Here is a 21117-nt window from a genome sequence, read left to right as displayed (position 1 = left end):
CGCGCAACATGAATCCGAATAGCTTTCGCGCCAGGGTGCGCAGCCGTGAGCGTCTGCTCGGCACGTTCATTAAGACGCCGGCATACCAAGTGGTCGAAGTGCTGGCGTCCGCCGGCCCAGATTTCGCGCTGATCGACGCCGAACATGCGCCGTTCGACCGCATGACACTGGATGCCGCAGTGCTCGCAGCGCGTGCATCGCAGTTGCCGGCATTAATACGCATTGCCGACAGCCAGCCATCCACGATTCTCCATGCGCTTGACATCGGCGCAACCGGCATCGTCGCGCCGCATATGCGTACGCCCGAGGAAGTCATCCACACGTATGCCGCCACGCGCTACCGCGCCGGTGAAAGAAGCGGACGCGGCTTTTCCAATTCGCCGCGCGCGGGCGGATACGGCAAGCTTGGCATGGCTGAATTGATCCCTGAAGCGGATAGGAACGCGGTCTTGATTTGCCAGATCGAGGACAAAGAAGCGGTGGAGAATATTGAGCAGATCGCTGCGCTTGATGACATTGACTGCCTTTTCATTGGTAAAGCCGATCTCGCGGTATCGTACGGCTTGATCGACGGCAGTCTTGAACAACGCGAGCAACTTGACCGCATTGTCGAAACCGTTTGCCGGGCATGCAATGCCGCGCATCGTGCAATCGGCATCTTTCTGCCGAACTTGGACGAGCTCGCGCGCTATGAAGTAATGGGCGTTAGCTTGTTTGTGATCGGCTCGGATCAGGCACTGCTAAAAACACAAATGTCGGCCATAGCGGCCGGCTTTCGCAAATAGTCCACGCGCGTCCAATAGGTAGGCGCAGCGATTGCAGTTACGATGCAATCGCTGCGCCGCTGACCTGTACGGGCCTTGAACGCAAGGCGCGCACGACGGTACCGGCAAGACTGATTAGGACTCTAGCGGCCAGCTCTCAGCAAAAATAGTCAATGCTTCGCGCGCTCTGGGCCAGCCGCCATACATGGACATGGTAATGATCGCTTCTTGCACTTCCACGCGGGTATTGCCGCTGTTCTTTGCAGCGATCAACCAGCGCCGCATCATATCGTACTGGCCATAAACGGCACTCATGGCGACGATTGAAAGCACCTTTGTTTTTAGCGGGACGAGCGAACGCTCGGTCAGCAGATAGCCGAACACCCAGGACACCATTTCTTTCTTGTAGTCGTCGTCCAAGCCGTCCGGCATGCCGGTCAAATCGCCGTCCGGGTCGCCGAATAGTTGCGTTGCCAAATCGCGCCCCTGTTGATAAAGCTGGCTGTATTGCGTCATGATTTTTCCTTAATAAGAGTACTGGGCGGGCCGATTACTTGCCGGCGGCCTTACGTTTTGCAAACACGTCTTCGTAAATCATCAGTGCGGCGCGCGATGGCGGGAAACCACCGACATGCGACACCAATGCGCCAAGTTCGTTGAGTTCACCCTCGGTCCAGCCGAGATTTAGACAAGCGTTGGTCCAGGTCGGGATCACGTTTTCTTTCTGCAAGACAGACAGCGCAGCGAGCACAAGAAAACCACGGGTTTTCAGATCGAGGCCGCCGCGACCATAGATCTGCCCAAAGATGTAGACGCTGCAGCGGTCGGCGAATTCGCTATTGCCACCCTTGTCGCCAATCAGGCCCCAGGGTCCGAAGAGTTTGTGTTGAATCTTCGTCAGGGAGTCGTCGAGGAATTCAGCACTGAATCCATCGATATACATGCGGTACGGCGTCTCATACGGCTTCGAAAGAAAATCCTGATTGAATTCGCTGACGTGCAGGCTATGAGACATAGCTGGGTTGTCGTTTGCCATGGTGATACCTTTGCCTCGCTATTTATTTAATGAAGACCGCCGGGCCCCTAACAGGGCCGTCGGCCGCTTACTCTTTCGAAAACTTCGACCGGCATCGCGGCCGTTAATCGACAGGTATTCCCTTCTAAGCAAGTCCCGAGCCATCGCATTGTGTGGGAGGCAATCATGCAGAGACTGGTCCTCTAGCGCGCGTATTCATGTGCATGAAACATCGGGCGCCGCACGCTTGGGGGCATAGTTGCATAGCATTGAATCTGTTCGCAAGTTGATAACGACGATGGTCGTTCAATGGCCTCGCGCTGGAAGCGCCGGCCTACTGCAAAACCCGCGAGTGTTTACTAGGTAAACAATGTTCGTCCCTTGTGTATCCGAATAAAAACAAACCGCCATAAAGGCCACCATTCCCGGAGTTCGTCAGCACATGGTCGAAACGATTTCATAATTCAATTCACGCCCAAACCGGAACAGCTAATCTCGCGCCCTCGGCTGTATGAGGCGCCGGGGCCGATGCGTGACCTCGCCAATTGTTTACAAATGAAATAGCCGCGTTAAACGTTCGTATCCAGATTACACGGTTTAACCTTGGCCACTGCAATCGCCCGTCGAAACATGCTTGGATTCGGCATGGCCCGCATCTTGCTCAACCCTGTTTGCGATACACAAATCTTTTTTTCTCCGGAACCAAGCGATTCGGATAGACGAGAGAGATATGGCTACTACAACGTAGCTCCAACTTAGGCGGAGATGACATGACAAACGAAAGCAAGCAATGGGACCAGGAAGCGGACGTAGTGGTGGTAGGCTCAGGCGCCGCCGGCATGACAGCGGCAATCCTGGCACATGATCACGGCGCCAAAGTCGTGATCATCGAGCGTACCGACCAAATCGGCGGCACCACCGCAGTGTCCGGCGGCGGCATCTGGATCCCAATGAATAATCATATGTATGAATTGGACGCCGACGACTCGCGCGATGATGCGCTTGCCTACTGCAAAGCGCTGGCGATGGGCCGCGTCGATGAAAAGTTGATCGAGACCTTCGTCGATACCGCAGCCAATATGATTCGTTATCTGGAAGACCGTACACCGCTCAAATTCTCGGCGATGACGGCGCCCGATTATCATCCTGAAGTCGAGGGCGGCAAGCTAAAAGGCCGCTCAATCGAGCCCGAGCCGTTCGACACCAATTTACTAGGCGAGTGGCAATCGAAGCTGCGCTTGCCGGGCGCATTCTCGCTGCCCATCACGCGCCAGGAAGCATTCGGCACCTTTGACGCCTTTTATCGGCCTTGGCTGATTCCGCAGGACTTGGCGGTCGAGCGTATGGAAAAAGGCATCGTCACCTTGGGTCAAGCTTTAGTGGTAGGGTTATTGCGTGGCGTGCTGGACAGGGAAATTCCGATTTTGTTAGAGACACGCGCTAAACAATTAATTACAGAAAACAAAACCGTCATCGGTATTCAGGCGGAGCAAGCTAATAAGCCGATGCGCATCCGAGCCAAAGGCGGCGTGGTGTTGGCTACAGCCGGTTTTGAATGGAATGAAAAGCTTAAGGCCCAATATATTCCTGGCGTTATCGAAAACCCGAATACGCCACCCTTCAATGAAGGCGATGGATTACTAATGGCGATGGAAGTCGGCGCTGATCTGGCGAATATGAGCGAAGTATGGCATTTCCCCTCGTTCATGATTCCAGGCGAGACCTACGAAGAACGTCCGCTCAGCCGCGCGATTTCGGCCGAACGCAACGGGCCGCATGTGATTTGGGTCAATGCGCGCGGCCAACGCTTCGTCAATGAGGCCGCCAATTACAACTCGGTCGGAAAAACCTTTCAAGCAATCGATACCGACGGCCCGCACTTCAGTAACTTGCCGGCATGGGCAATTCTAGACAGCCAGTATCGGGCGCACTATGTGCTGGGGACCACGATGCCGGAAGACCCGGACCCTGAATGGATTCCGCGCGCCGACACTTTGCAAGAGCTGGCGCAAAAGGTTGGCATCGATCCGGTCGGCTTGCAAAAAACCGTCGATCGCTGGAACACCATGGTGCACCACGGCGAAGACCTCGACTTCGGCAAAGGCAACAGCAATTTCGACCGCTTCCAAGGTGACAAAGAAGCGCCGCATCCGAACATGGGAACGATTGAAAAAGGACCGTTTTATGCGGTGCCGGTGCACACCGGAGCGCTCGGCACCAAAGGCGGCCCCAAGACTAATAGCATGGCGCAGGTGATCGACGTGCGCGGCAACGCTATTGACGGTCTGTATGCGGCAGGCAACGTCACCGCGAGCATTGCCGGCCCCGGCTATTACGGCCGCGGATCGACACTTGGCCCGGCCATGACATGGGGTTATATAGCAGGCATCTGCGCGGCGGACAACGCTAAGCAACATACATGATGGCGCGTGCGCAGTGCATGAGCCCAGAACAGTGTTCGATCCGACTGATCGACTTTGACAGAATTAATCTTAGGTGGATGTAATGTTAAGCGCAAAACGAGAACTGACTGTAACGACCGATATTGACACCGTGTGGGCATTTGTCAGCAATATGGGAAATTGGGCAGGCCAAATGCCCGGCTATATCTCGCATGAAGAGATCGATGCCAACGACTCCGTCTGGACCTTGAAGATCGATCTGGGGCCCTTCAAGCGACCAGTGGTGATGGATATTCATGTGCTCGAATGGTTGCCACCGCATGAAGTGCGCTTTGAGCTCAAGGGTCGCTTCGATCCGTTTCATGGCAGCGGCACATTCCGCTCAGAGCCGCACGGCACTAGAAGCGTCATGCATCTCGAATTGCAGGCCGAAGCGACCGGTTCGATGGCGAAGGTGTTAACAGCGATGGCCACGCCGGTGCTAAAGAAAATCACCGACCAGTTTTCGGCAAACCTGGTAAAAGCCTTGGAAGAGCGGTCGACCGCTGCACCGCCGCCAGCTGTTGTTGAAACAAACGCAGCCAAACCTTCGGCATGGTCGATGGCAGGTATCGCTGAAACCGCAAAACGAATCTTTTAACAATAGGTTGCAGGAGAGTAACTTCACTTATATGGGTCAGTAACCGACACGAAATCTTGCACTCGGTAATGCTGAGTGTAGGGACGTGTAATACAACACACCACAAGATGGTTTTGGAGATAGAGATGAACCTGAACACAAAAAAAATCGCCTACGTAATTTCAGCATTATTCGCAGGCATCGCTGCAAGCAATGTTTCTGCGCAAGTTTCTGACGATGTTATTCGTATCGGATTATTAACCGATCTGTCGGGACCGTATCTGGATATTGACGGCCCCGGCGGCGTCGAGGCGATTCGCATGGCAATCGCCGATTTTGGCGGCAAGGTCAACGGCAAAAAGATCGAGTTCGTCTATGCCGACCATCAAAACAAGACCGAAATTGCGGCGACCAAATCGCGTGAGTGGATCGATCGGAACGGTGTCGATTTGCTGCTCGGCGGCGGTGCATCCGCGGCGAATCTGGCGATGGCAAAAGTCGCATCTGAAAAGGCTAAGCCGTTCATCGTCAACGGCGCAGGCACCACGCGCTTAACCAATGAGGAATGCACGCCGTACACGATCCACTATGCGTACGATACCAAAGCGCTCGCCAACGTGTCTGGGTCGGCGGTCGTCAAACAGGGCGGTAAATCTTGGTTCTTCTTAACGCTCGACTCGGCATTCGGCACATCGACCGAGAAAGATACCTCGGATGTCATCAAGGCCAGCGGTGGCACGGTGGTGGGGAGCGTGCGGCACCCGGCCTCGGCGTCGGATTTTTCATCGTTCTTGCTACAGGCGCAAGCATCCAAGGCACAAATTTTAGGACTGGCGAATGCGGGTACCGATACGGTGAATGCGATCAAAGGCGCAAATGAATTTGGCCTGACCAAAAACATGAAGCTTGCCGGCTCCTTGTTATTTATTATGGATATCCATTCCTTGGGACTGAACCTCACCAAAGGCATGTACTTAACTGACAACTGGTACTGGGATCAGAGCCCAGAGTCGCGGACATGGTCCAAACGCTTCTTTAACACCATCAAGAAGATGCCGTCCAGCGTGCAGGCTGCCCAATACTCGGCGGTGACGCATTATTTGAACGCAGTGAAAGGGACCGGGACTGACGATACCGAAAAAGTCTTGACGCACATGCGCAGCAACAAGATTAACGACATGTACGCCAAAGACGGCTATATCCGGCCCGACGGACGCATGGTCCACGAAATGTATCTGATGGAGGTGAAGTCGCCGAGTGAATCGAAATATCCGTGGGACTACTACAAGATAGTGCAGAAGGTGTCGGGTGAACAAGCGTTTACCAAAAAAGAAGAGTCTAAATGCGCACTCTGGAAATGATGTTACATTAAGTAGAGGCAGTCCGCGCAAGCGCGGCTGCCTTTTATTTATAGGAAATCGTGCGAGTGGGCGCTGTGTAATAACGTTATCTAAGCGGGTCCATTGAACTGATTAAATGTTAATCTGTTTGCCGGCGCCGCAATGAAAGGCCTGAGCAGGGATTTTTGCTTCGCATCATGAACTCAACTTGAATCATGATGAAATTAATTCGTTTTTCATCTGGATTTCAATCCCGTCTCATGAAAACCATCACTGACACCTTAGTGGAGTCCCACCTAGAGGAAATTAGAGCACAGCTCTGATGGCAAGTAGCCGATACGTCTCCTGATGTAAAAAAACACAAGCAATGTTTCCGCCGACCGGTTAACTATTTTTTCTAAATCTTGCCTTCAAGTTTAATAGGACTAGGACTGTTAAGGGATAACAGGCAAAACTTCTCGTCAATTAGGCGTGCCGAGTGAAAGGCAACGATGACGGATAATTCAAATAGAGGAGACACCATGTCCGATGTGGTCTTAGAGACGAAGCAGTTGACCAAGGAATTCAAGGGATTCACCGCGGTTAACAACGTCAGTCTGCGTGTGCAGCGCGGGCATATTCATGCGCTGATCGGCCCGAATGGCGCCGGCAAGACAACCTGCTTCAATTTGCTTACCAAGTTCCTGGTGCCGACATCAGGACAAATCCTATTCAATGGCCGTGACATCACCATGGCCCAGCCGGCCCAGATCGCGCGTCAGGGCATCATCCGCTCGTTCCAGATTTCGGCGGTCTTTTCGCACCTGACCGTGCTGGAAAACGTACGTATCGGCCTGCAGCGCCCGATCGGGGATTCTTTCCACTTCTGGAAAAGCGAGAAGAAGCTCAATGCGCTCAATGACCGCGTGATGCAATTGCTCGCCGAGGTCGGTCTGGAAAAATTCGCCGACACGATGACGGTCGATCTTCCCTATGGCCGCAAGCGGGCGCTGGAAATCGCGACCACGCTGGCAATGGAGCCAGAATTGATGCTGCTCGACGAACCGACGCAGGGCATGGGGCATGAAGACGTGCACCGCGTCACTGCGCTGATCAAGAAAGTGGCCGTCGGCCGCACCATCCTGATGGTCGAGCACAACATGAGCGTGGTGTCCGGCATCTGCGACCGCATCTCGGTGCTGCAGCGTGGCGCGGTGCTGGCCGAAGGCACTTACAACGAAGTATCAAGCAATCAACAAGTGATGGAAGCCTACATGGGCACCACATCCGGCGAACTCGAAGGAGCACACTGAATATGGCGGCACAAGCACTGTCGATTTCCGGCCTGCATGTGTGGTATGGCGAATCGCACATTCTACACGACGTCAATTTTTCAGTGGAACAGGGTGAAGTCGTCACGCTGCTGGGCCGCAATGGGGCAGGGCGCACGACAACACTGCGCGCCATCATGGGCCTGACGGGCACACGCAAGGGCTCCATCAAGATCAACGGCGTCGAGTCCATCGGCATGCCGACCCACAGGATCGCGCATCTCGGCGTTGGCTACTGCCCCGAAGAACGGGGCATTTTTTCATCGCTGTCGGCCGAAGAAAATCTGTTATTGCCCCCGATGGTGTCGAAGACCGACAAGGGCATGTCGATCGAAGAGATCTACGACATGTTCCCCAATCTGAAGGAACGCCGCAACAGCCAGGGTACGCGCCTGTCGGGCGGCGAGCAGCAGATGCTGGCGGTGGCGCGCATCCTGCGCACCGGTGCGCGCATGCTGCTGCTGGATGAAATTTCTGAAGGCCTGGCCCCGGTCATCGTGCAGGCCCTCGCCCGCATGATCAAGACCTTGAAGACCAAGGGCTACACCATCATCATGGTCGAGCAGAATTTCCGTTTCGCGGCGCCCCTGGCGGACCGGTTCTACGTTATGGAGCATGGTCAGATTGTCGAGAGCTTCGCTTCCTTCGAACTCGAAACTAAGATGCCCGTGCTGAATGAATTGCTGGGCGTGTAAGGGGAAATGATGGAAATCTTTGGTATTCCAGTTCAGGCTATGATGAGTCAACTCATCCTGGGTTTGGTCAACGGCTCGTTCTACGCCATGCTGTCGCTCGGCCTTGCGGTCATCTTTGGCCTGCTCAACGTCATCAACTTCGCACACGGTGCGCTTTACATGATGGGCGCCTTCCTCGCGTGGATGGGGATGAACTACTTTGAGGTCAACTATTGGGTCATGCTTGTCGTCGGGCCGATCCTGGTGGGCATCTTCGGCATGATCATCGAAAAGACCATGCTGCGCTGGCTGTACAAGCTCGACCACCTGTATGGCCTGCTGCTGACCTTCGGCATCACGCTCATGATGGAAGGCCTGTTCCGCTCCTTCTACGGCGTCTCCGGCCAGCCTTACTCGGTGCCTGAAGCGCTTGCCGGCGCCTTTAACCTTGGCTTCATGATCCTTCCCAAGTACCGTGCCTGGGTGGTGGCGGCCTCGCTGGCGGTCTGCCTGGCAACCTGGTTCGTCATCGAAAAAACCAAGCTCGGCGCCTACCTGCGTGCCGGTACCGAAAACCCCAAGCTGGTCGAAGCCTTCGGCATCAACGTCCCCCTCATGGTGACCCTCACCTACGGCTTCGGCGTGGCCCTGGCCGCCTTTGCCGGCGTGCTCGCCGCCCCCGTGGTGCAGATCTCGCCGCTCATGGGTTCGAACCTCATCATCGTGGTGTTTGCGGTCGTCGTCATCGGCGGCATGGGCTCGATTTTGGGTTCCATCATCACCGGCCTGGGACTGGGTGTCGTCGAAGGCCTGACCCGGGTGTTCTACCCCGAACTGTCCGCCACCGTGGTCTTCATCATCATGGCCATCGTGCTGATGATCCGTCCGGCTGGCTTGTTCGGCAAAGAGAAATAAGGAGTTGTCAATGAACAAGAAAGTCGGTTATTCGATCGCTCTCGCCGCCGCGCTGGCGGCGCCCTTTGTGCTGTACCCGGTGTTTCTGATGAAGGTGCTGTGCTTTACGCTATTTGCCTGCGCCCTCAACCTGTTGATCGGCTTCACCGGACTGCTGTCGTTCGGCCATGCGGCCTTCTTCGGCGGCGCTGGCTACATTGCCGGCTATGCGCTGCGCAACATCGGCCTGCCGTTCGAACTCGGGTTGGTGGCCGGGGTGCTGGTGGCAGCCTTGATTGGCCTGGTGATGGGATTGCTGGCGATCCGCCGCCAGGGCATCTACTTCACCATGATCACGCTGGCGCTGGCGCAGATGCTGTTCTTCGTGTTCCTGCAGGCGCCGTTCACCGGTGGCGAGGATGGCATGCAGAGTGTGCCGCGCGGCAAGCTGCTGGGCGTGATTGATCTGTCGAGCGACCTGACGCTGTACTTCGTGGTGCTGGCCATTGCCATTGCCGGTTTTGCGGTGATTGTGCGCACGGTGCATTCGCCGTTCGGGCAGGTGATGAAGGCGATCAAGGAAAACGAGCCGCGGGCGACCTCGCTGGGCTATGACGTGGACCGCTACAAGCTGCTGGCGTTTGTGCTGTCGGCGGCGCTGTCGGGGCTGGCGGGTGCAACCAAGACGGTGGTGCTGGGCTTTGAGACCCTGACGGACGTGCACTGGAGCATGTCGGGGCTGGTGGTGCTGATGACGCTGGTGGGCGGCCTGGGCACGCTGGCTGGTCCGGTGGCGGGTGCGATTGTGATCATCGCGCTGGAAAACAAGCTCGGTGATCTGGGCAACTGGCTGGCGGTGCTGACTAGTGTGGAATGGTTCCGCTCGATTGGCGAGTCAGTCACGATTGTGACCGGCTTCATCTTCATCATCTGCGTGCTGGCGTTCCGACGAGGATTAGTCGGTGAATTTTTTGCTCTATCAAAACGCCGTAGGAATCAGCATTAGAACGTTAGATTGACGTCGACTATCACAACCGGGACGATCCAACACTTTTCGTTCTGGACGCCACGCAGCCGCGAGACCTCGTGGATTTCTGGAACTTGTGTGCAGTAAGGCCGGACGTCCTTCCGATCCCGCTCCAGTGGGCCGAAGAACTGTCCGGCTTCTGCAAGGATTTCATAGTGAGGAACTTCAGGCCGCACCCTGGCAGCCCGAACGGGGTCATGATGCACGCGAACGCGATGTTCGCTAGGTCGGTTCCAACCGTGGAAATCGAGCCGCTTTACGCGCGGCATTTCTGTACCGACGTGCCAGGAGCCAATGTGCGGCAGGACTGGTATCCTTCAATATGGCGTCCGTTGCCGGGATTCACAGTAAGGGAGCCCCGGCCGGCGCTGACGGCCGGGAGCACGACTATCGACTCGGAGTTCTCGCAAGACAAGACGTACGTCCGATTTGACTCCTTGGATCCGGACTTCGTTGAGAAGTACGGAAATTCGAGCCGATGGGCGAACGTCGTCGGGTTACGGGACTGGACGTTTAAGGACCAGCTCGCTACCGTCTTCCCGTGCGACTACAGGGCACCGAAGTTTCCTAAGTTCGGGCCACGAGCGAGCACGCTGCCCACTACAGAGGGGCTGGTATCGTTCGTGCAGTACAAGGAGTCCCGCTATTCATGGAAGATGGCGACAGGGACGGTAGCCATAAACGAGTGGCTAAAAGCGCACGGGATAACTGCCACCCTGTCCGACGCTGGGCGCGCCACAAGCCAGATAATCCAGGCACTTGAGGGATTCGGGGGAGTAAGGAGCTTCGCCCACCCGGCCATCGTGAAGCTCCTCAATAGCATTACCCGGAGGCCGATCTCGCCGTCGATCCAGCACCAAGAGTTCAGGAACAAGTTGGAAGGCCCGCTCAAGGGCGACCACTGGCGTTCGCGGAACTTCGAGACTCTGGTCGAGCGCGGCGCCGTTGAGCTCGGAATGAGGCTGAAGTGCTCCAAATGCTCTAGCTGGAGCTGGTACGCCATCGATCGGATGGACTACAGGGTGAACTGCGCTCTATGCCTGCAGGGGTTCGCCTTCGCGGTAGTCGAACCAGCCAAGGGCGCAGAATAGGCTTATCGCCTACTGAGCGTTCACTCTGTAGTTGACATTAGATCATCAAGCCGGATTGCTTCCAGAACGCTGCGATCAAGGTGACGCGTCGCTGCATGGATTTGAGTCGCCTGCTGACAAATGCCCGTACTTCGCCAATCGTGTCGCGGCACAGGTTTCCTATTTCACGCTGCTTCATATAAGCCCAGATGTATTCGGAAGGATTGAGTTCGGGCGCATAGCCAGGCAAGTACTCGACGATGATCTTGCCCCGCGTTGAGTGCAGATAGTCGGCGACTTGCCTGCTGCGATGCTGTGGCAGGCCATCCCAGACGATCATCAACTTCTGGCCAATCGTCCTGTGCAGCGTGTACAGGAAGTGCACCAGGTCTGCCTGTTGGATCGGACCGTACACGAAGCGGAAATAGAAACGGCGTGCGCCAAGGCCAGCAATCACCGTCAACTGTTTCCAGTTAAAGCTGTAGCGCAGCACCGGCGTGCATCCTTTCGGCGCCCAGGTCCGGATTCGAGTCGGCCGCTCGCTCACGCCACTTTCGTCGATGAAGAGGATGATTCTTCGCTCGCGGCGCGCTTTTTTTTAAGCAACGGCCAGCGTTGAAGCCGCCACTGTTGTATCGCTTGTTCGTTACGCTGGCCGGCGCGGCCGGTGGGACGCTGACTGGAAAAACCCATTGCCCGCAGTACCAGCCACACACTGGTCTTGCAATACGAAATGCCAAACTCGCTCTCGATGAGCTGCGCAATCCGGCGCAATGTCCAGACNAAAACCCATTGCCCGCAGTACCAGCCACACACTGGTCTTGCAATACGAAATGCCAAACTCGCTCTCGATGAGCTGCGCAATCCGGCGCAATGTCCAGACGTCGGTGTCGAATCCATTGGCCTGCGCACCGCGCAGCAGCATCCGGCATAGCCGCTTGCGTTGTGCGTCGTCGAGAGCTGGACGGTACCCGAGCGGTTTGCGATGCCACGCCTGTCTGTCAGCCTCCAGCGCTTTGGCCCATACCGACACGCTTTGTCGGCTCACCCCCAGTGTGCGGGCAATCTCCGCCTGCCTCATTCCTTTGGCCAACAACTGAGCCGCTTGCTTGCGCCGTTGTTCCAGCGCAGTAAAATCCCGNGCTCACCCCCAGTGTGCGGGCAATCTCCGCCTGCCTCATTCCTTTGGCCAACAACTGAGCCGCTTGCTTGCGCCGTTGTTCCAGCGCAGTAAAATCCCGACGATATCGCTTCGTTGCCATGACATAACCTCCATCCGTCGCAGATCATGTCTGAGTTATAGCCCAAATTCTTGTCAGGTATAGACTAACGCTCAGTAGNCGATATCGCTTCGTTGCCATGACATAACCTCCATCCGTCGCAGATCATGTCTGAGTTATAGCCCAAATTCTTGTCAGGTATAGACTAACGCTCAGTAGTAGGGCCGTTCGCGCTGCCGAACTACGCTAACGGCGGCTACGCCGCCTCTTTGTCGATCCGGTTTTTCGCAGACGTAATCGACCAGGGGCACGACAACAATGTTGCATGGTCGGCAGGCCAGGAGCTCGCATTCGGCCCGAATGATAGGATCGAGGCGGACTTCATCCTGTGGTACCAACGGAAAGTCATGTTCGGCAACGATTGCCCGACGCAGCTGGTCTTCGGGGAGGCCAAGAGCTTCCGGGGCGAGAACGTGGAGGAGCGGCGCGAGATAGACGACGCGTTTGACCAACGGGACATTGACAGGATGAAGCGGCTAGCGACCGAATTCGCGGGATCGATCCTCGTGTTCTCGACGATGAAAAAACCGGAAGAGCTTTCTGACGATGAAATCGCTCGCATTTCCAAGCTCGCCGAATGGGGCGCGAGTACGTGCGAGAGCGGCGGCAGTCGCGCGCGCCAGTAATCCTGCTGACGGCGAACGAGCTGTTCGCGCCGTATTCACTTCTCGATGCATGGGGCAAGCTGGGCGGGAAGCACGAGATGTTCGCCAACACGGGGATGATACGGACGGAAAACCTTCGCATGCTCTCCGATCTGACGCAGCAGCTCTACCTGAGCCTGTCGCCATACGGCGAATGGCTTCAGGCAAACTGGAAAAGGCGTGCCGCCCGCAACATAGCTGCAGGGTAGCCAGGCGCCCATTGAATGAAGGCCCCGACCTTATAACACTGACTAACTGTGCTCGATCGATAATGATTGCGACCCCTGTTTGACACCTCGATCTGACCTGCACGTAAAGTCCGCTTTGGGTGTGCGCCGTGAAAAGGCGATGTGGTTCCAGCGGGTGAAAGTCCCGCCCGGCGAAGTGCTCCCGCCGGAAGCTACCGGAGCAGCGGTGGAGGTAACCTGAACATGACGTGGCAGGACACCACGGAGTTGGTGGGCAGGTTGAATCGCACGTTGCGCGGCTGGGCGAACTACTTCAATGTAGGTTGTCAGCGTCGGGTAGATACTCCCCATATTCGTCGAAGTAATTTTCCCCAGTTTTCATGAAGTAGTGTTTGGCGCGTAGCGCCAAACACTACTTCCAATCATCGACGACCATGTTTCCTTGGAGTCCATCCTTGGGAGCGTTTGATGGTCGAACTGGGAGAAGTGATGACGATTCTGGAACTGCATCGGCAGGGCATGAGCATTTCGGCCATTGCCGCCCGTTTGGGTATGGACCGCAAGACTATTCGTAAGTACATCAAGGAAGGCGTACAAGCGCCAAGGTATGGGCCGCGGGCGCCCAGGGTGGCCGTACCGCACTTGGGGATCTGGTTCGTGAAGTCCGCCCACCTCGCCAGAACAGCTTCGAGGTGCGCTTTGAGACACCGCCAGGGCAACAAGCCCAGGTGGATTTCGCTCACTTCAGTGTCGAGTTCGACGATGCACCAGGTCACCGTCGTTCCATCTGGCTCTTCACTATGGTTCTTGGGCACAGCCGCTATCTTTGGGGACGCTTTGTGGAACACCAGGATTTGCAGACCGTATTGCGCTGTCATATGGAAGCCTTTGAACACCTTGGCGGTGTACCTCATGAGATTCTCTACGACCGCATGAAGGCAGCGGTCCTGGGCGAGGTCGAGAAACACATCATCTACAACGTCAAGCTGGTTTCTTTTGCCCAGCATTACAGCTTTGTTCCACGCGCCTGCAAGGCTTATCGCGCAAAGACCAAGGGTAAGGTGGAACGTCCTTACCGGTACATCCGCCAGGACTTCTTTCTGGCGCGGCGTTTCCAGAATCTCGGCGACTTAAACCTGCAGTTGCGTCATTGGCTCGACACCGTTGCCAATGTCCGGCTCCACGGTACGACACAGCGCGTCGTGAGACAGCACTTCGAGGAAGAGCGTCCTGCCTTAAGGTTGCTGCCGGCCGGCATGTTCAACGGTGTAATTCGACTTGAACGTCGGGTCAGCCATGACGGCCTCGTCTCCGTTGGCGGCAATTACTATAGTGTGCCTGACCGTGCCCGCAAACGTACCCTTGAAGTCCATACTCTGGCGCATGAGATCCGCATTTATGAGGATCAGGCGCTTCTGGCCATTCATCCCGTCCTTGAGGGGCGGCGACGAACTTCCTTGCTACCAGGCTACCGCCGTTCACACCAGCATTCGAAGCAGGTGTCGCAGGCTACTGCCCAAGAGTTGCCGCCGACGGTGGCGCGACGACCCCTGTCGTCCTATGACCAAGTCGCCAGGCGTCTGGCCGGAACGAGGAGATCGACATGAGCGGCGTACCCGGATCGACACTTGAGCGGATTCGCCGATATCTGGTCGGCTTACGTATGCCGCGCGCACTTGAGGCATTGGATATGACCTTGAAACGCTTCGAACAAGGAGACACCTCCATGCTCGAAGTGCTGGAAACCTTGCTAGGCGAAGAGTTCACCACACGCGAAACCAGGCGTATCAAGATGGCTCTGCAAACGGCAAGGCTCAGCACCATCAAGACGTTAAGTGGCTATGACTTCAGCTTCCAGCCAAGTCTCGACCGTGACCGAGTCATGACCCTGGCTCAGCTCAACTTCATCGAGCGCCGCCAGACCGTACACTTCCTTGGTCCGCCAGGGACCGGGAAGTCACATCTCGGCATTGCACTTGGCGTAGAAGCGGTACGTGCTGGCAAGAGTGTCTATTTCGGTACACTGGCAGAGATCGTGGCTTCCATGGCCAAGGCGGAAAGGGAAGGCAATCTCGTACAGCGAGTCCGGTTTCTGGCACGCAATAGCCTGTTAATAGTCGACGAAATTGGATATCTCCCAATCGGCTCGAATGGCGGAAACTTGTTCTTCCAGCTCGTCAATGCCTGTTACGAGCGATGCGCAATCATCCTGACGTCTAATCGCAGCTTTGCAGAGTGGGGGGAAGTGTTCGGTGATCCCGTGGTTGCAGCCGCGCTGCTTGATCGCCTTCTTCATCACGCCATCGTGGTGCAAATCGAAGGATCGTCATACCGTCTGCGTGAGCATGCCGATCTGCTTCCAGAGTCATTACGTAACCGGCCTTCCACGATAAATCCTTTACCGTCGGATACCGTGCCACGCCGGCCGGGCCGGCCAAGAAAGGAAACTCGCTGATCATTCCTACCGGCTGATCACCGAAGCCAGGGGGTGGGGAATTTTACTTCGACGCTTTTGAGGAAATTACGTCCGATATTGACAGGTTATTCTGCGATACCGTCGGTGGGGCCAATGCCAGTGCGAACCTGTACTCGCTGATCGAAACCTGCAAAGCCAATGGCGTCGATCCCTATCGTTACCTGATCGCGTTGTTCAAGGCGCTGCCTCTGGCAAAGACTGCCGAGGACTATGAAGTCCTGCTTCCTTGGCGGCTCAAGGTCGTTTGACGGTCTTGCTTGATCGCTTACTATTCAACTAAGGATACAAGGTTTATGTGAACGTTGTAATCAGGACACGTCTATTCCTTTTGAGTACGTATTTTGCCTGTTGCACACAAGTCCCCAAATTACCATTTAAATTAACAATAAAAAGTGCAAAACCAGGCGAAAGATCGTTTGACCTATTGGTATGACCATTGTATGATAAACCAAAAGATAGGCAGTAACCTTCCCATATCTAATGGAGACAAATGGAAATGATCACATTCGTGTCGACGAAGTTATCCTGCATTAACTTATTTGCGTATAGAAATATCCCCTCCGATATGGGAGTGGAAGGGAATCATGCAAAGGGGCGCCAACGTTCTTTCTTCACGCGCAAAATATCGAGCATCGGTGCGGCAATTGCACTGGGAACCATCGGTTTTTCCGTTGGCACCAGTACGCTAGCAGCCGAGACGGCGCAATCCTTCCCAAGTCGCCCGGTCAAGCTCATTGTTCCAACGGCACCCGGAGGCTCCATGGATGCGATGGCACGCGTAGTTGCCGAACATGCGTCGAAACCGCTTGGTCAGCCAATCATTGTTGAAAACAAGCCTGGCGCCGGAAACACGATGGCGGCCATTGCAATGTTATCGACCGAGCCTAACGGTTACACACTAGGTCTCATCTCGTGCGCGACGCTTAAGCTGCCGCATATGACGAAAACACAGTACGACCCAATGAAGGACCTGACGTACATCTCACGCATTTCAGAATTTGCGCTGATCGTTGCTGTGCGTGGTGACTCGCCCTATAAGACAGTGAGCGACCTGGTTAGTGAGGGTAAAAAAACACCTCTTTTCTATGGGACTGCGGGCAAGTTTAATTCACCGCACCTCGCTACCATTCGGCTCGCCCAAGCCACCGGCGCGCAGTGGACAGACGTCGCCTATAAAGGCGATTCAGAGGCCATCACCGCGTTAATGGGTGGACAGATTAACTTTATCGCGACTTCGAACAGCGTAATACCATATATCCAGTCGGGCAAGCTTCGGGCAATAGGGGTCTATAGCGACAAGCGTTTAAAGGGAGCATTGGAAAACGTTCCAACGATGTCGGAACAAGGGTTGCAAGTTGTCGATACTTGTCCCTTCGGAATTATGGGGCCTAAAGGGATGGACCCCGCAGTCGTGAAGAAACTAGATGCAGCGTTTCGCGAGGCCATTAATTCCCCCTCCACGCAAGCCAGCGCTGAAAAGTTTGGCTTCACTCCGGATTATCTTGACGCTGCCAGTTTTGACGGTTTGGCGCGGCGCTCGTTTGAAAACGATCGTGCCTTGTTCGAGAAACTCGGCAAAAAGCGCGAATAACCGAAAAATCGCTTCTTCAACACACAAAATTATTGCGATACCGTCATCCATCTACTGCATGGATCGGCTGACTAACATGAGAAGGATAACTCCATGATTCCTATTGTGACCGAAGCATCGCGCGCTATCCGCTCGGTACTCGAAAAGGCTGTCATCGAAGATAAAGCGGCAGGCTCGTTCCGAGTTAATCGGAAAGCATTCGTCGATCAAGCTATCTTTGAGGCGGAACGCCAAGCAATCTTTGAAAAGTGCTGGCTGTACGTTGGGCATATGTCCGAAATCGCCAAACCGAGTGCTTTTGTCAGGCGTAAGGTCGCTGGACACGAACTGGTAATGAACAAGGATCGCAACGGGAAACTCAACGTTTTCTATAATACATGTGCACACCGCGGCGCACTAATCTGTCGAGAAGCCGCCGGACAAAAGCGTGCCTTCCAGTGCCCCTATCACGGTTGGGTATATGACGATTGCGGCAAGTTGGTCGACGTCCCGGGCAAGGAAGCCATGGCACCAGGGCTTGTCGAAGGCGGCACGTTAAATCTCAAGTCCGTGGCACACGTCGACCATTATCGCGGATTCGTATTTGTTAACTTCGATCCGCAGGCGCGTGTTTCACTCAAAGATTACCTTGCCGGTGCTGCTGACATTCTGGACATCGTCTCCGATCAAGGGCCAAACGGCATGGAAATTGTCGCAGGCATGCAAGAGTACAGCCTTCCAGCAAACTGGAAGCTGCTGCAGGAAAACAGTGCAGACGGCTATCACGCCGCAGTAACGCATGCGACTTATTTTGACTATGTAAATTCGCGCGAAACCGAGCGTACGCCTGCGAATCCAACCTTTAAGAGGGGTCGCTGCCATGACCTGGGCAATGGCCATGCCTATACTACCTCCCGCGGCACCCTTCCTTGGGGCCGCCCTTATGGTCGTTGGATTCCGAGTTGGGGAGAGGAAGCAAAGGCTGAGATTGACGAGATTGTCAGGCAGTTGACCGAGCGCCTCGGCGAAGAACGTGCCGCATTGGTGACGCAAGCGGATCGCAATATGCTGATTTTCCCTAATCTCGTGGTTAACGACATTATGGCTATCACCGTGCGAACCTTTTATCCGGTACGGCCGGACTATACAGTCATCAATGCCTGGACCTTGGCGCCAATGGGTGAGAGTGCCACCTCGCGCGACCGTCGATTGAAAAACTTCGTGGAGTTTTTGGGGCCTGCAGGCTTTGCCACGCCGGATGACGTCGAAATGCTTGAGTTATGCCAAAAGGGCTACTCGAACATCAACGGCGTGGAGTGGAATGACATCTCGCGTGGAATGAATTCGGAAGAACCGTTCAGCACCGATGAGGCACAAATGCGCGCCTTCTGGCGCCAGTGGCATGCATTGATCGTGGCCAATACGAAGGGGGAATGACAATGGGTATCAACCGAGAAGGCGCGGAGGCGCTGTTGTACCATGAGGCCGAACTGCTGGACCAATGGAAGCTGAGGGAATGGGCCGCACTGTTTACTGAAGATGGACAGTATCTTATTCCCCCAACTGACAAGCCGGAAGGTGAGCCTGGTGAGGTGCTGTACTTGGTTTACGATGATCGTCATCGCTTGGAGCAGCGCGCCGAACGCCTCCTCAAAAAGACTGCGCATGCCGAGTATCCGCGTTCCCGTACGCGCAGACTAATTTCAAATGTTCAAGTTAAAGAAAGCACTAACGGGACAACACGAATCGTTTGCAACTTTGTCGTCTATCGCTCTCGCGAAGATAGGGTCGATGTGTATCCAGGGCATGCAGTATACGACGTGAAGGAAGATGAAGGCGGTAACCTAAGGATCAGCATGAAGAAGGCTGTACTTGATACCGAAACACTACGTACGCAGAACAAGTTGAGCATTATCCTATGAGCAGCCAAGTCAATTCAGGCAAGGATGCGCGTACCGCGATCGTAACCGGAGCTGGAATGGGCGCAGGCGGTCTTGGACGGAGCATTGCGAGTCGCCTGGTCGAGGAGGGCATGAATGTCCTCCTTGCCGACGCTGACCCAAGCGTTGAACAGGCCGCACGTGAACTAAATGAAAGGCTCGGGGTTAGTGGTGGCGAGCGTATCACCCACTTCACGGGCGACCTTTCGCAGGAAAATGCCGTGCAGGCAATGGTCGCACATGCCGTTGCCTGCTTCGGTACTGTCGATGTGCTCGTTAATAATGCCGGCGGTGGCATTATCCGTCCTTTCCTCGAGCATGACGCTGAATCGCTGCAGATCACCCTTGCGCGCAATCTATGGACGACAATCTGGTGTTGCCATAAGGCGCTTCCCTTGATGGTCGCCCAGAACCATGGGCGCATTATAAACATTGGTGCGGACTCGCTACGTACCGGCATTCCAAACCATGCAGCGTATAACGCCGCTAAGGGAGGGGTGGTTGGACTGACAGTCGGATTGGCGCGCGATTGGGCTCATCTGGATATTACTGTCAACACCGTCTCACCATGCGCCATCAATTCGGGACGGCTACGCGCTCGACTGGAATCGGAACCGGCGCTGGCGAAGGCGTTCCTTAACGTCATTCCTAAGGGGCGAGGTGCGGAGGTCGAGGAGATAAGCGATTTGGTGTACTTCCTCTCACGCAAAGAGTGCAGCTTTATCACCGGCCAAGACTTTAGCATCAATGGCGGCAGCGCAATGCCATGAGGATCGTTAGAACGCGATTCTAAGGAGATCAGCATGTGTCCATGCAGAAAACGGCCGGACCAGGAGGTACCTGAATGACTAACTGCACGTGCGGAGCCGTTGATGTCCACACACACTTCGTTCCAGAGCATTTCCCCGCGTATATAGGGAAAGGAACCGAGGTGCCGTGGCCTTCCATAGTGCCTGCTCAACCATGCCACCGGCATGTCATGGTCTCAGGAAAAGTGTACCGTACAGTATCAGATAGGACATGGGATGCTCGAGCCCGTATTGGCGACATGGATGATCTTGCCATTGGCGCGCAAGTCCTGTCACCCATGCCTGAACTGCTCTCGTACTGGCTCGATGCTGATGATGCAGCTGTACTACTTCGCTACATTAATGAAGAAATTGCAGCACTGGTTAACAACAGCGCCGGACGGTTCTTTGGACTTGGTGCAATTCCTTTGCAAGACGTTCGGCATGCTATCGCAGAACTCGACTATGTCATCAATGTCTTGAAATTGTCGGGGGTCGAAATTGCCGGGAACATAAACGGTACTCCAATCGGAGCGCCCGAATTTGAACCGTTTTGGGCTGCCGTCGAAACTTGGAATGCGGCAGTGTTCATCCATCCCTTACGTCCAACAGGTATGGACCGGATAGTAGGACCGAAGAATCTTGAGCAAGTGCTCGCATTTCCATCAGAAACAGGTATGGCCCTAGCATCGCTCATAACTGGGGGAGTTCTGGAGCGCCATCCAAATTTACGTATAGCAGCCAGTCATGGCGGGGGCTCATTCGCATCGCTTTTGCCACGCCTTCAACATGGCTGGGCAACTTTCCCTAACTTGCGTGAGGGTATGTCACGTTCTCCATCAGAACTGTCCCGACTCTTATATTTCGATAGTCTTGTCTATGAAGCTGAGACGATAACCACGCTAATGCGAAGGTTCGGAGAGACGCAAGTGCTCGTCGGCTCCGACTATCCCTTTGCGATACAAGATCCAGATCCGGTTGGTCGTATAGAACAACTGTCTTTGTCAGAAAGCCACCGAGCATTGCTATTGTGGGAAAACGCGTATCGATGGCTTGGTATTTCGGCTGGTGGATAGCAATAGGATGTCACGTGAAGTCGTTTGAAACTAACTAGTA

23 protein-coding genes and 3 pseudogenes are annotated in these 21117 nt (G+C 55.1%); 20 read left to right on the top strand and 6 right to left on the bottom strand.

Features of this window, described 5'->3' with window-relative positions:
• The first annotated feature begins 8 nt into the window (after positions 1–8).
• Positions 9–785 (top strand): HpcH/HpaI aldolase family protein, encoded by a 777-nt coding sequence (locus ASE07_RS17090; protein WP_057292039.1) that lies wholly within the window; start codon positions 9–11, stop codon positions 783–785.
• A 114-nt stretch (positions 786–899) separates the two neighbouring features.
• Here the strand turns inward: ASE07_RS17090 and ASE07_RS17085 are convergent, their stop codons facing one another.
• Entirely contained in the window at positions 900–1280 is a 381-nt protein-coding gene (locus ASE07_RS17085) for a carboxymuconolactone decarboxylase family protein (RefSeq protein WP_057292038.1), read from the bottom strand.
• 34 nt (positions 1281–1314) lie between these two features.
• Positions 1315–1800, bottom strand: coding sequence for a carboxymuconolactone decarboxylase family protein (locus ASE07_RS17080; protein ID WP_082584217.1), 486 nt, complete (start codon positions 1798–1800; stop codon positions 1315–1317).
• A 749-nt stretch (positions 1801–2549) separates the two neighbouring features.
• Here ASE07_RS17080 and ASE07_RS17075 point away from each other — a divergent pair.
• From ASE07_RS17075 to ASE07_RS17040, 8 genes are all read left to right on the top strand, one after another.
• A complete protein-coding gene (locus ASE07_RS17075; protein WP_057292036.1) occupies positions 2550–4202 on the top strand; it encodes an FAD-dependent oxidoreductase in 1653 nt (550 codons plus the stop codon).
• A gap of 82 nt (positions 4203–4284) precedes the next feature.
• A complete protein-coding gene (locus ASE07_RS17070; RefSeq protein WP_057292035.1) occupies positions 4285–4821 on the top strand; it encodes a CoxG family protein in 537 nt (178 codons plus the stop codon).
• Positions 4822–4946: 125 nt separating this feature from the next.
• Positions 4947–6161, top strand: a complete 1215-nt coding sequence (locus ASE07_RS17065; protein WP_057292034.1) for an ABC transporter substrate-binding protein — start codon at positions 4947–4949, stop codon at positions 6159–6161.
• Between the two features lie 500 nt (positions 6162–6661).
• The gene (locus ASE07_RS17060) at positions 6662–7432 is read left to right on the top strand and encodes an ABC transporter ATP-binding protein (RefSeq protein WP_057292033.1); all 771 of its coding nucleotides are present in this window, start codon (positions 6662–6664) and stop codon (positions 7430–7432) included.
• Positions 7433–7434: 2 nt separating this feature from the next.
• Positions 7435–8145, top strand: a complete 711-nt coding sequence (locus tag ASE07_RS17055; protein ID WP_057292032.1) for an ABC transporter ATP-binding protein — start codon at positions 7435–7437, stop codon at positions 8143–8145.
• Positions 8146–8154: 9 nt separating this feature from the next.
• Entirely contained in the window at positions 8155–9039 is an 885-nt protein-coding gene (locus ASE07_RS17050; protein ID WP_057292058.1) for a branched-chain amino acid ABC transporter permease, read from the top strand.
• Between the two features lie 10 nt (positions 9040–9049).
• A complete protein-coding gene (locus ASE07_RS17045; protein ID WP_057292031.1) occupies positions 9050–10024 on the top strand; it encodes a branched-chain amino acid ABC transporter permease in 975 nt (324 codons plus the stop codon).
• Positions 10025–10104: 80 nt separating this feature from the next.
• Positions 10105–11136: a hypothetical protein gene (locus ASE07_RS17040; protein ID WP_057292030.1), complete on the top strand. Its 1032-nt coding sequence runs from the start codon at positions 10105–10107 to the stop codon at positions 11134–11136.
• A gap of 37 nt (positions 11137–11173) precedes the next feature.
• On the opposite strand, the pseudogene ASE07_RS17035 reads toward ASE07_RS17040, so the two are convergent.
• The 4 genes and pseudogenes from ASE07_RS17035 to ASE07_RS30705 all read right to left on the bottom strand — a co-directional run.
• Positions 11174–11698, bottom strand: a pseudogene (locus ASE07_RS17035) (IS630 family transposase); the annotation flags it as partial.
• Positions 11659–11889, bottom strand: a complete 231-nt coding sequence (locus tag ASE07_RS30715) for a helix-turn-helix domain-containing protein (RefSeq protein WP_442946084.1) — start codon at positions 11887–11889, stop codon at positions 11659–11661. The pseudogene ASE07_RS17035 and the gene ASE07_RS30715, both read right to left, overlap by 40 nt.
• A gap of 10 nt (positions 11890–11899) precedes the next feature.
• Positions 11900–12241, bottom strand: a 342-nt coding sequence (locus tag ASE07_RS30710; RefSeq protein ID WP_442946083.1) for a winged helix-turn-helix domain-containing protein, incomplete at its 3' end; no start/stop codon positions are given.
• A gap of 16 nt (positions 12242–12257) precedes the next feature.
• Positions 12258–12377 (bottom strand): helix-turn-helix domain-containing protein (locus tag ASE07_RS30705; RefSeq protein ID WP_442946082.1); only part of this gene is annotated, 120 nt, incomplete at its 3' end.
• A 227-nt stretch (positions 12378–12604) separates the two neighbouring features.
• On the opposite strand from ASE07_RS30705, the gene ASE07_RS17025 reads away from it, so the two are divergent.
• The 11 genes and pseudogenes from ASE07_RS17025 (at position 12605) to ASE07_RS16985 (ending at position 21077) form a co-directional block, all read left to right on the top strand.
• Complete coding sequence (locus ASE07_RS17025) at positions 12605–13021, top strand: hypothetical protein (RefSeq protein WP_057292027.1); 417 nt, start codon at positions 12605–12607, stop codon at positions 13019–13021.
• Positions 12988–13248 carry a hypothetical protein gene (locus ASE07_RS17020; RefSeq protein ID WP_156396707.1) on the top strand — a complete coding sequence of 87 codons (261 nt, stop codon included), beginning with the start codon at positions 12988–12990 and terminating at the stop codon, positions 13246–13248. The genes ASE07_RS17025 and ASE07_RS17020 overlap by 34 nt, the downstream gene beginning before the upstream one ends.
• A gap of 222 nt (positions 13249–13470) precedes the next feature.
• Entirely contained in the window at positions 13471–13611 is a 141-nt protein-coding gene (locus ASE07_RS30395; RefSeq protein WP_268793439.1) for a group II intron maturase-specific domain-containing protein, read from the top strand.
• A gap of 84 nt (positions 13612–13695) precedes the next feature.
• Positions 13696–14834, top strand: a pseudogene (gene istA, locus ASE07_RS17015) (IS21 family transposase).
• Positions 14831–15682, top strand: a complete 852-nt coding sequence (istB, locus tag ASE07_RS17010; protein WP_057292025.1) for an IS21-like element helper ATPase IstB — start codon at positions 14831–14833, stop codon at positions 15680–15682. The pseudogene istA and the gene istB overlap by 4 nt, the downstream one beginning before the upstream one ends.
• 86 nt (positions 15683–15768) lie before the next feature.
• Positions 15769–15951, top strand: a pseudogene (locus ASE07_RS28125) (transposase domain-containing protein); the annotation flags it as partial.
• A gap of 242 nt (positions 15952–16193) precedes the next feature.
• On the top strand, positions 16194–17294 hold the full coding sequence (locus ASE07_RS17005) for a tripartite tricarboxylate transporter substrate binding protein (protein ID WP_057292024.1): 1101 nt from the start codon (positions 16194–16196) through the stop codon (positions 17292–17294).
• Between the two features lie 93 nt (positions 17295–17387).
• Positions 17388–18710: an aromatic ring-hydroxylating oxygenase subunit alpha gene (locus tag ASE07_RS17000; RefSeq protein ID WP_057292023.1), complete on the top strand. Its 1323-nt coding sequence runs from the start codon at positions 17388–17390 to the stop codon at positions 18708–18710.
• The gene (locus tag ASE07_RS16995; protein WP_200960958.1) at positions 18707–19195 is read left to right on the top strand and encodes an aromatic-ring-hydroxylating dioxygenase subunit beta; all 489 of its coding nucleotides are present in this window, start codon (positions 18707–18709) and stop codon (positions 19193–19195) included. The genes ASE07_RS17000 and ASE07_RS16995 overlap by 4 nt, the downstream gene beginning before the upstream one ends.
• A complete protein-coding gene (locus tag ASE07_RS16990; protein WP_082584216.1) occupies positions 19192–19983 on the top strand; it encodes an SDR family NAD(P)-dependent oxidoreductase in 792 nt (263 codons plus the stop codon). The genes ASE07_RS16995 and ASE07_RS16990 overlap by 4 nt, the downstream gene beginning before the upstream one ends.
• A 74-nt stretch (positions 19984–20057) precedes the next feature.
• Positions 20058–21077, top strand: coding sequence for an amidohydrolase family protein (locus ASE07_RS16985; RefSeq protein WP_057292021.1), 1020 nt, complete (start codon positions 20058–20060; stop codon positions 21075–21077).
• The last annotated feature ends 40 nt before the right edge of the window (positions 21078–21117 follow it).

Origin of the sequence: Noviherbaspirillum sp. Root189 (genome assembly GCF_001428545.1) — a bacterium.
Taxonomy (GTDB): domain Bacteria; phylum Pseudomonadota; class Gammaproteobacteria; order Burkholderiales; family Burkholderiaceae_D; genus Noviherbaspirillum.
This window is presented reverse-complemented; position numbering and strand designations above follow the sequence as displayed.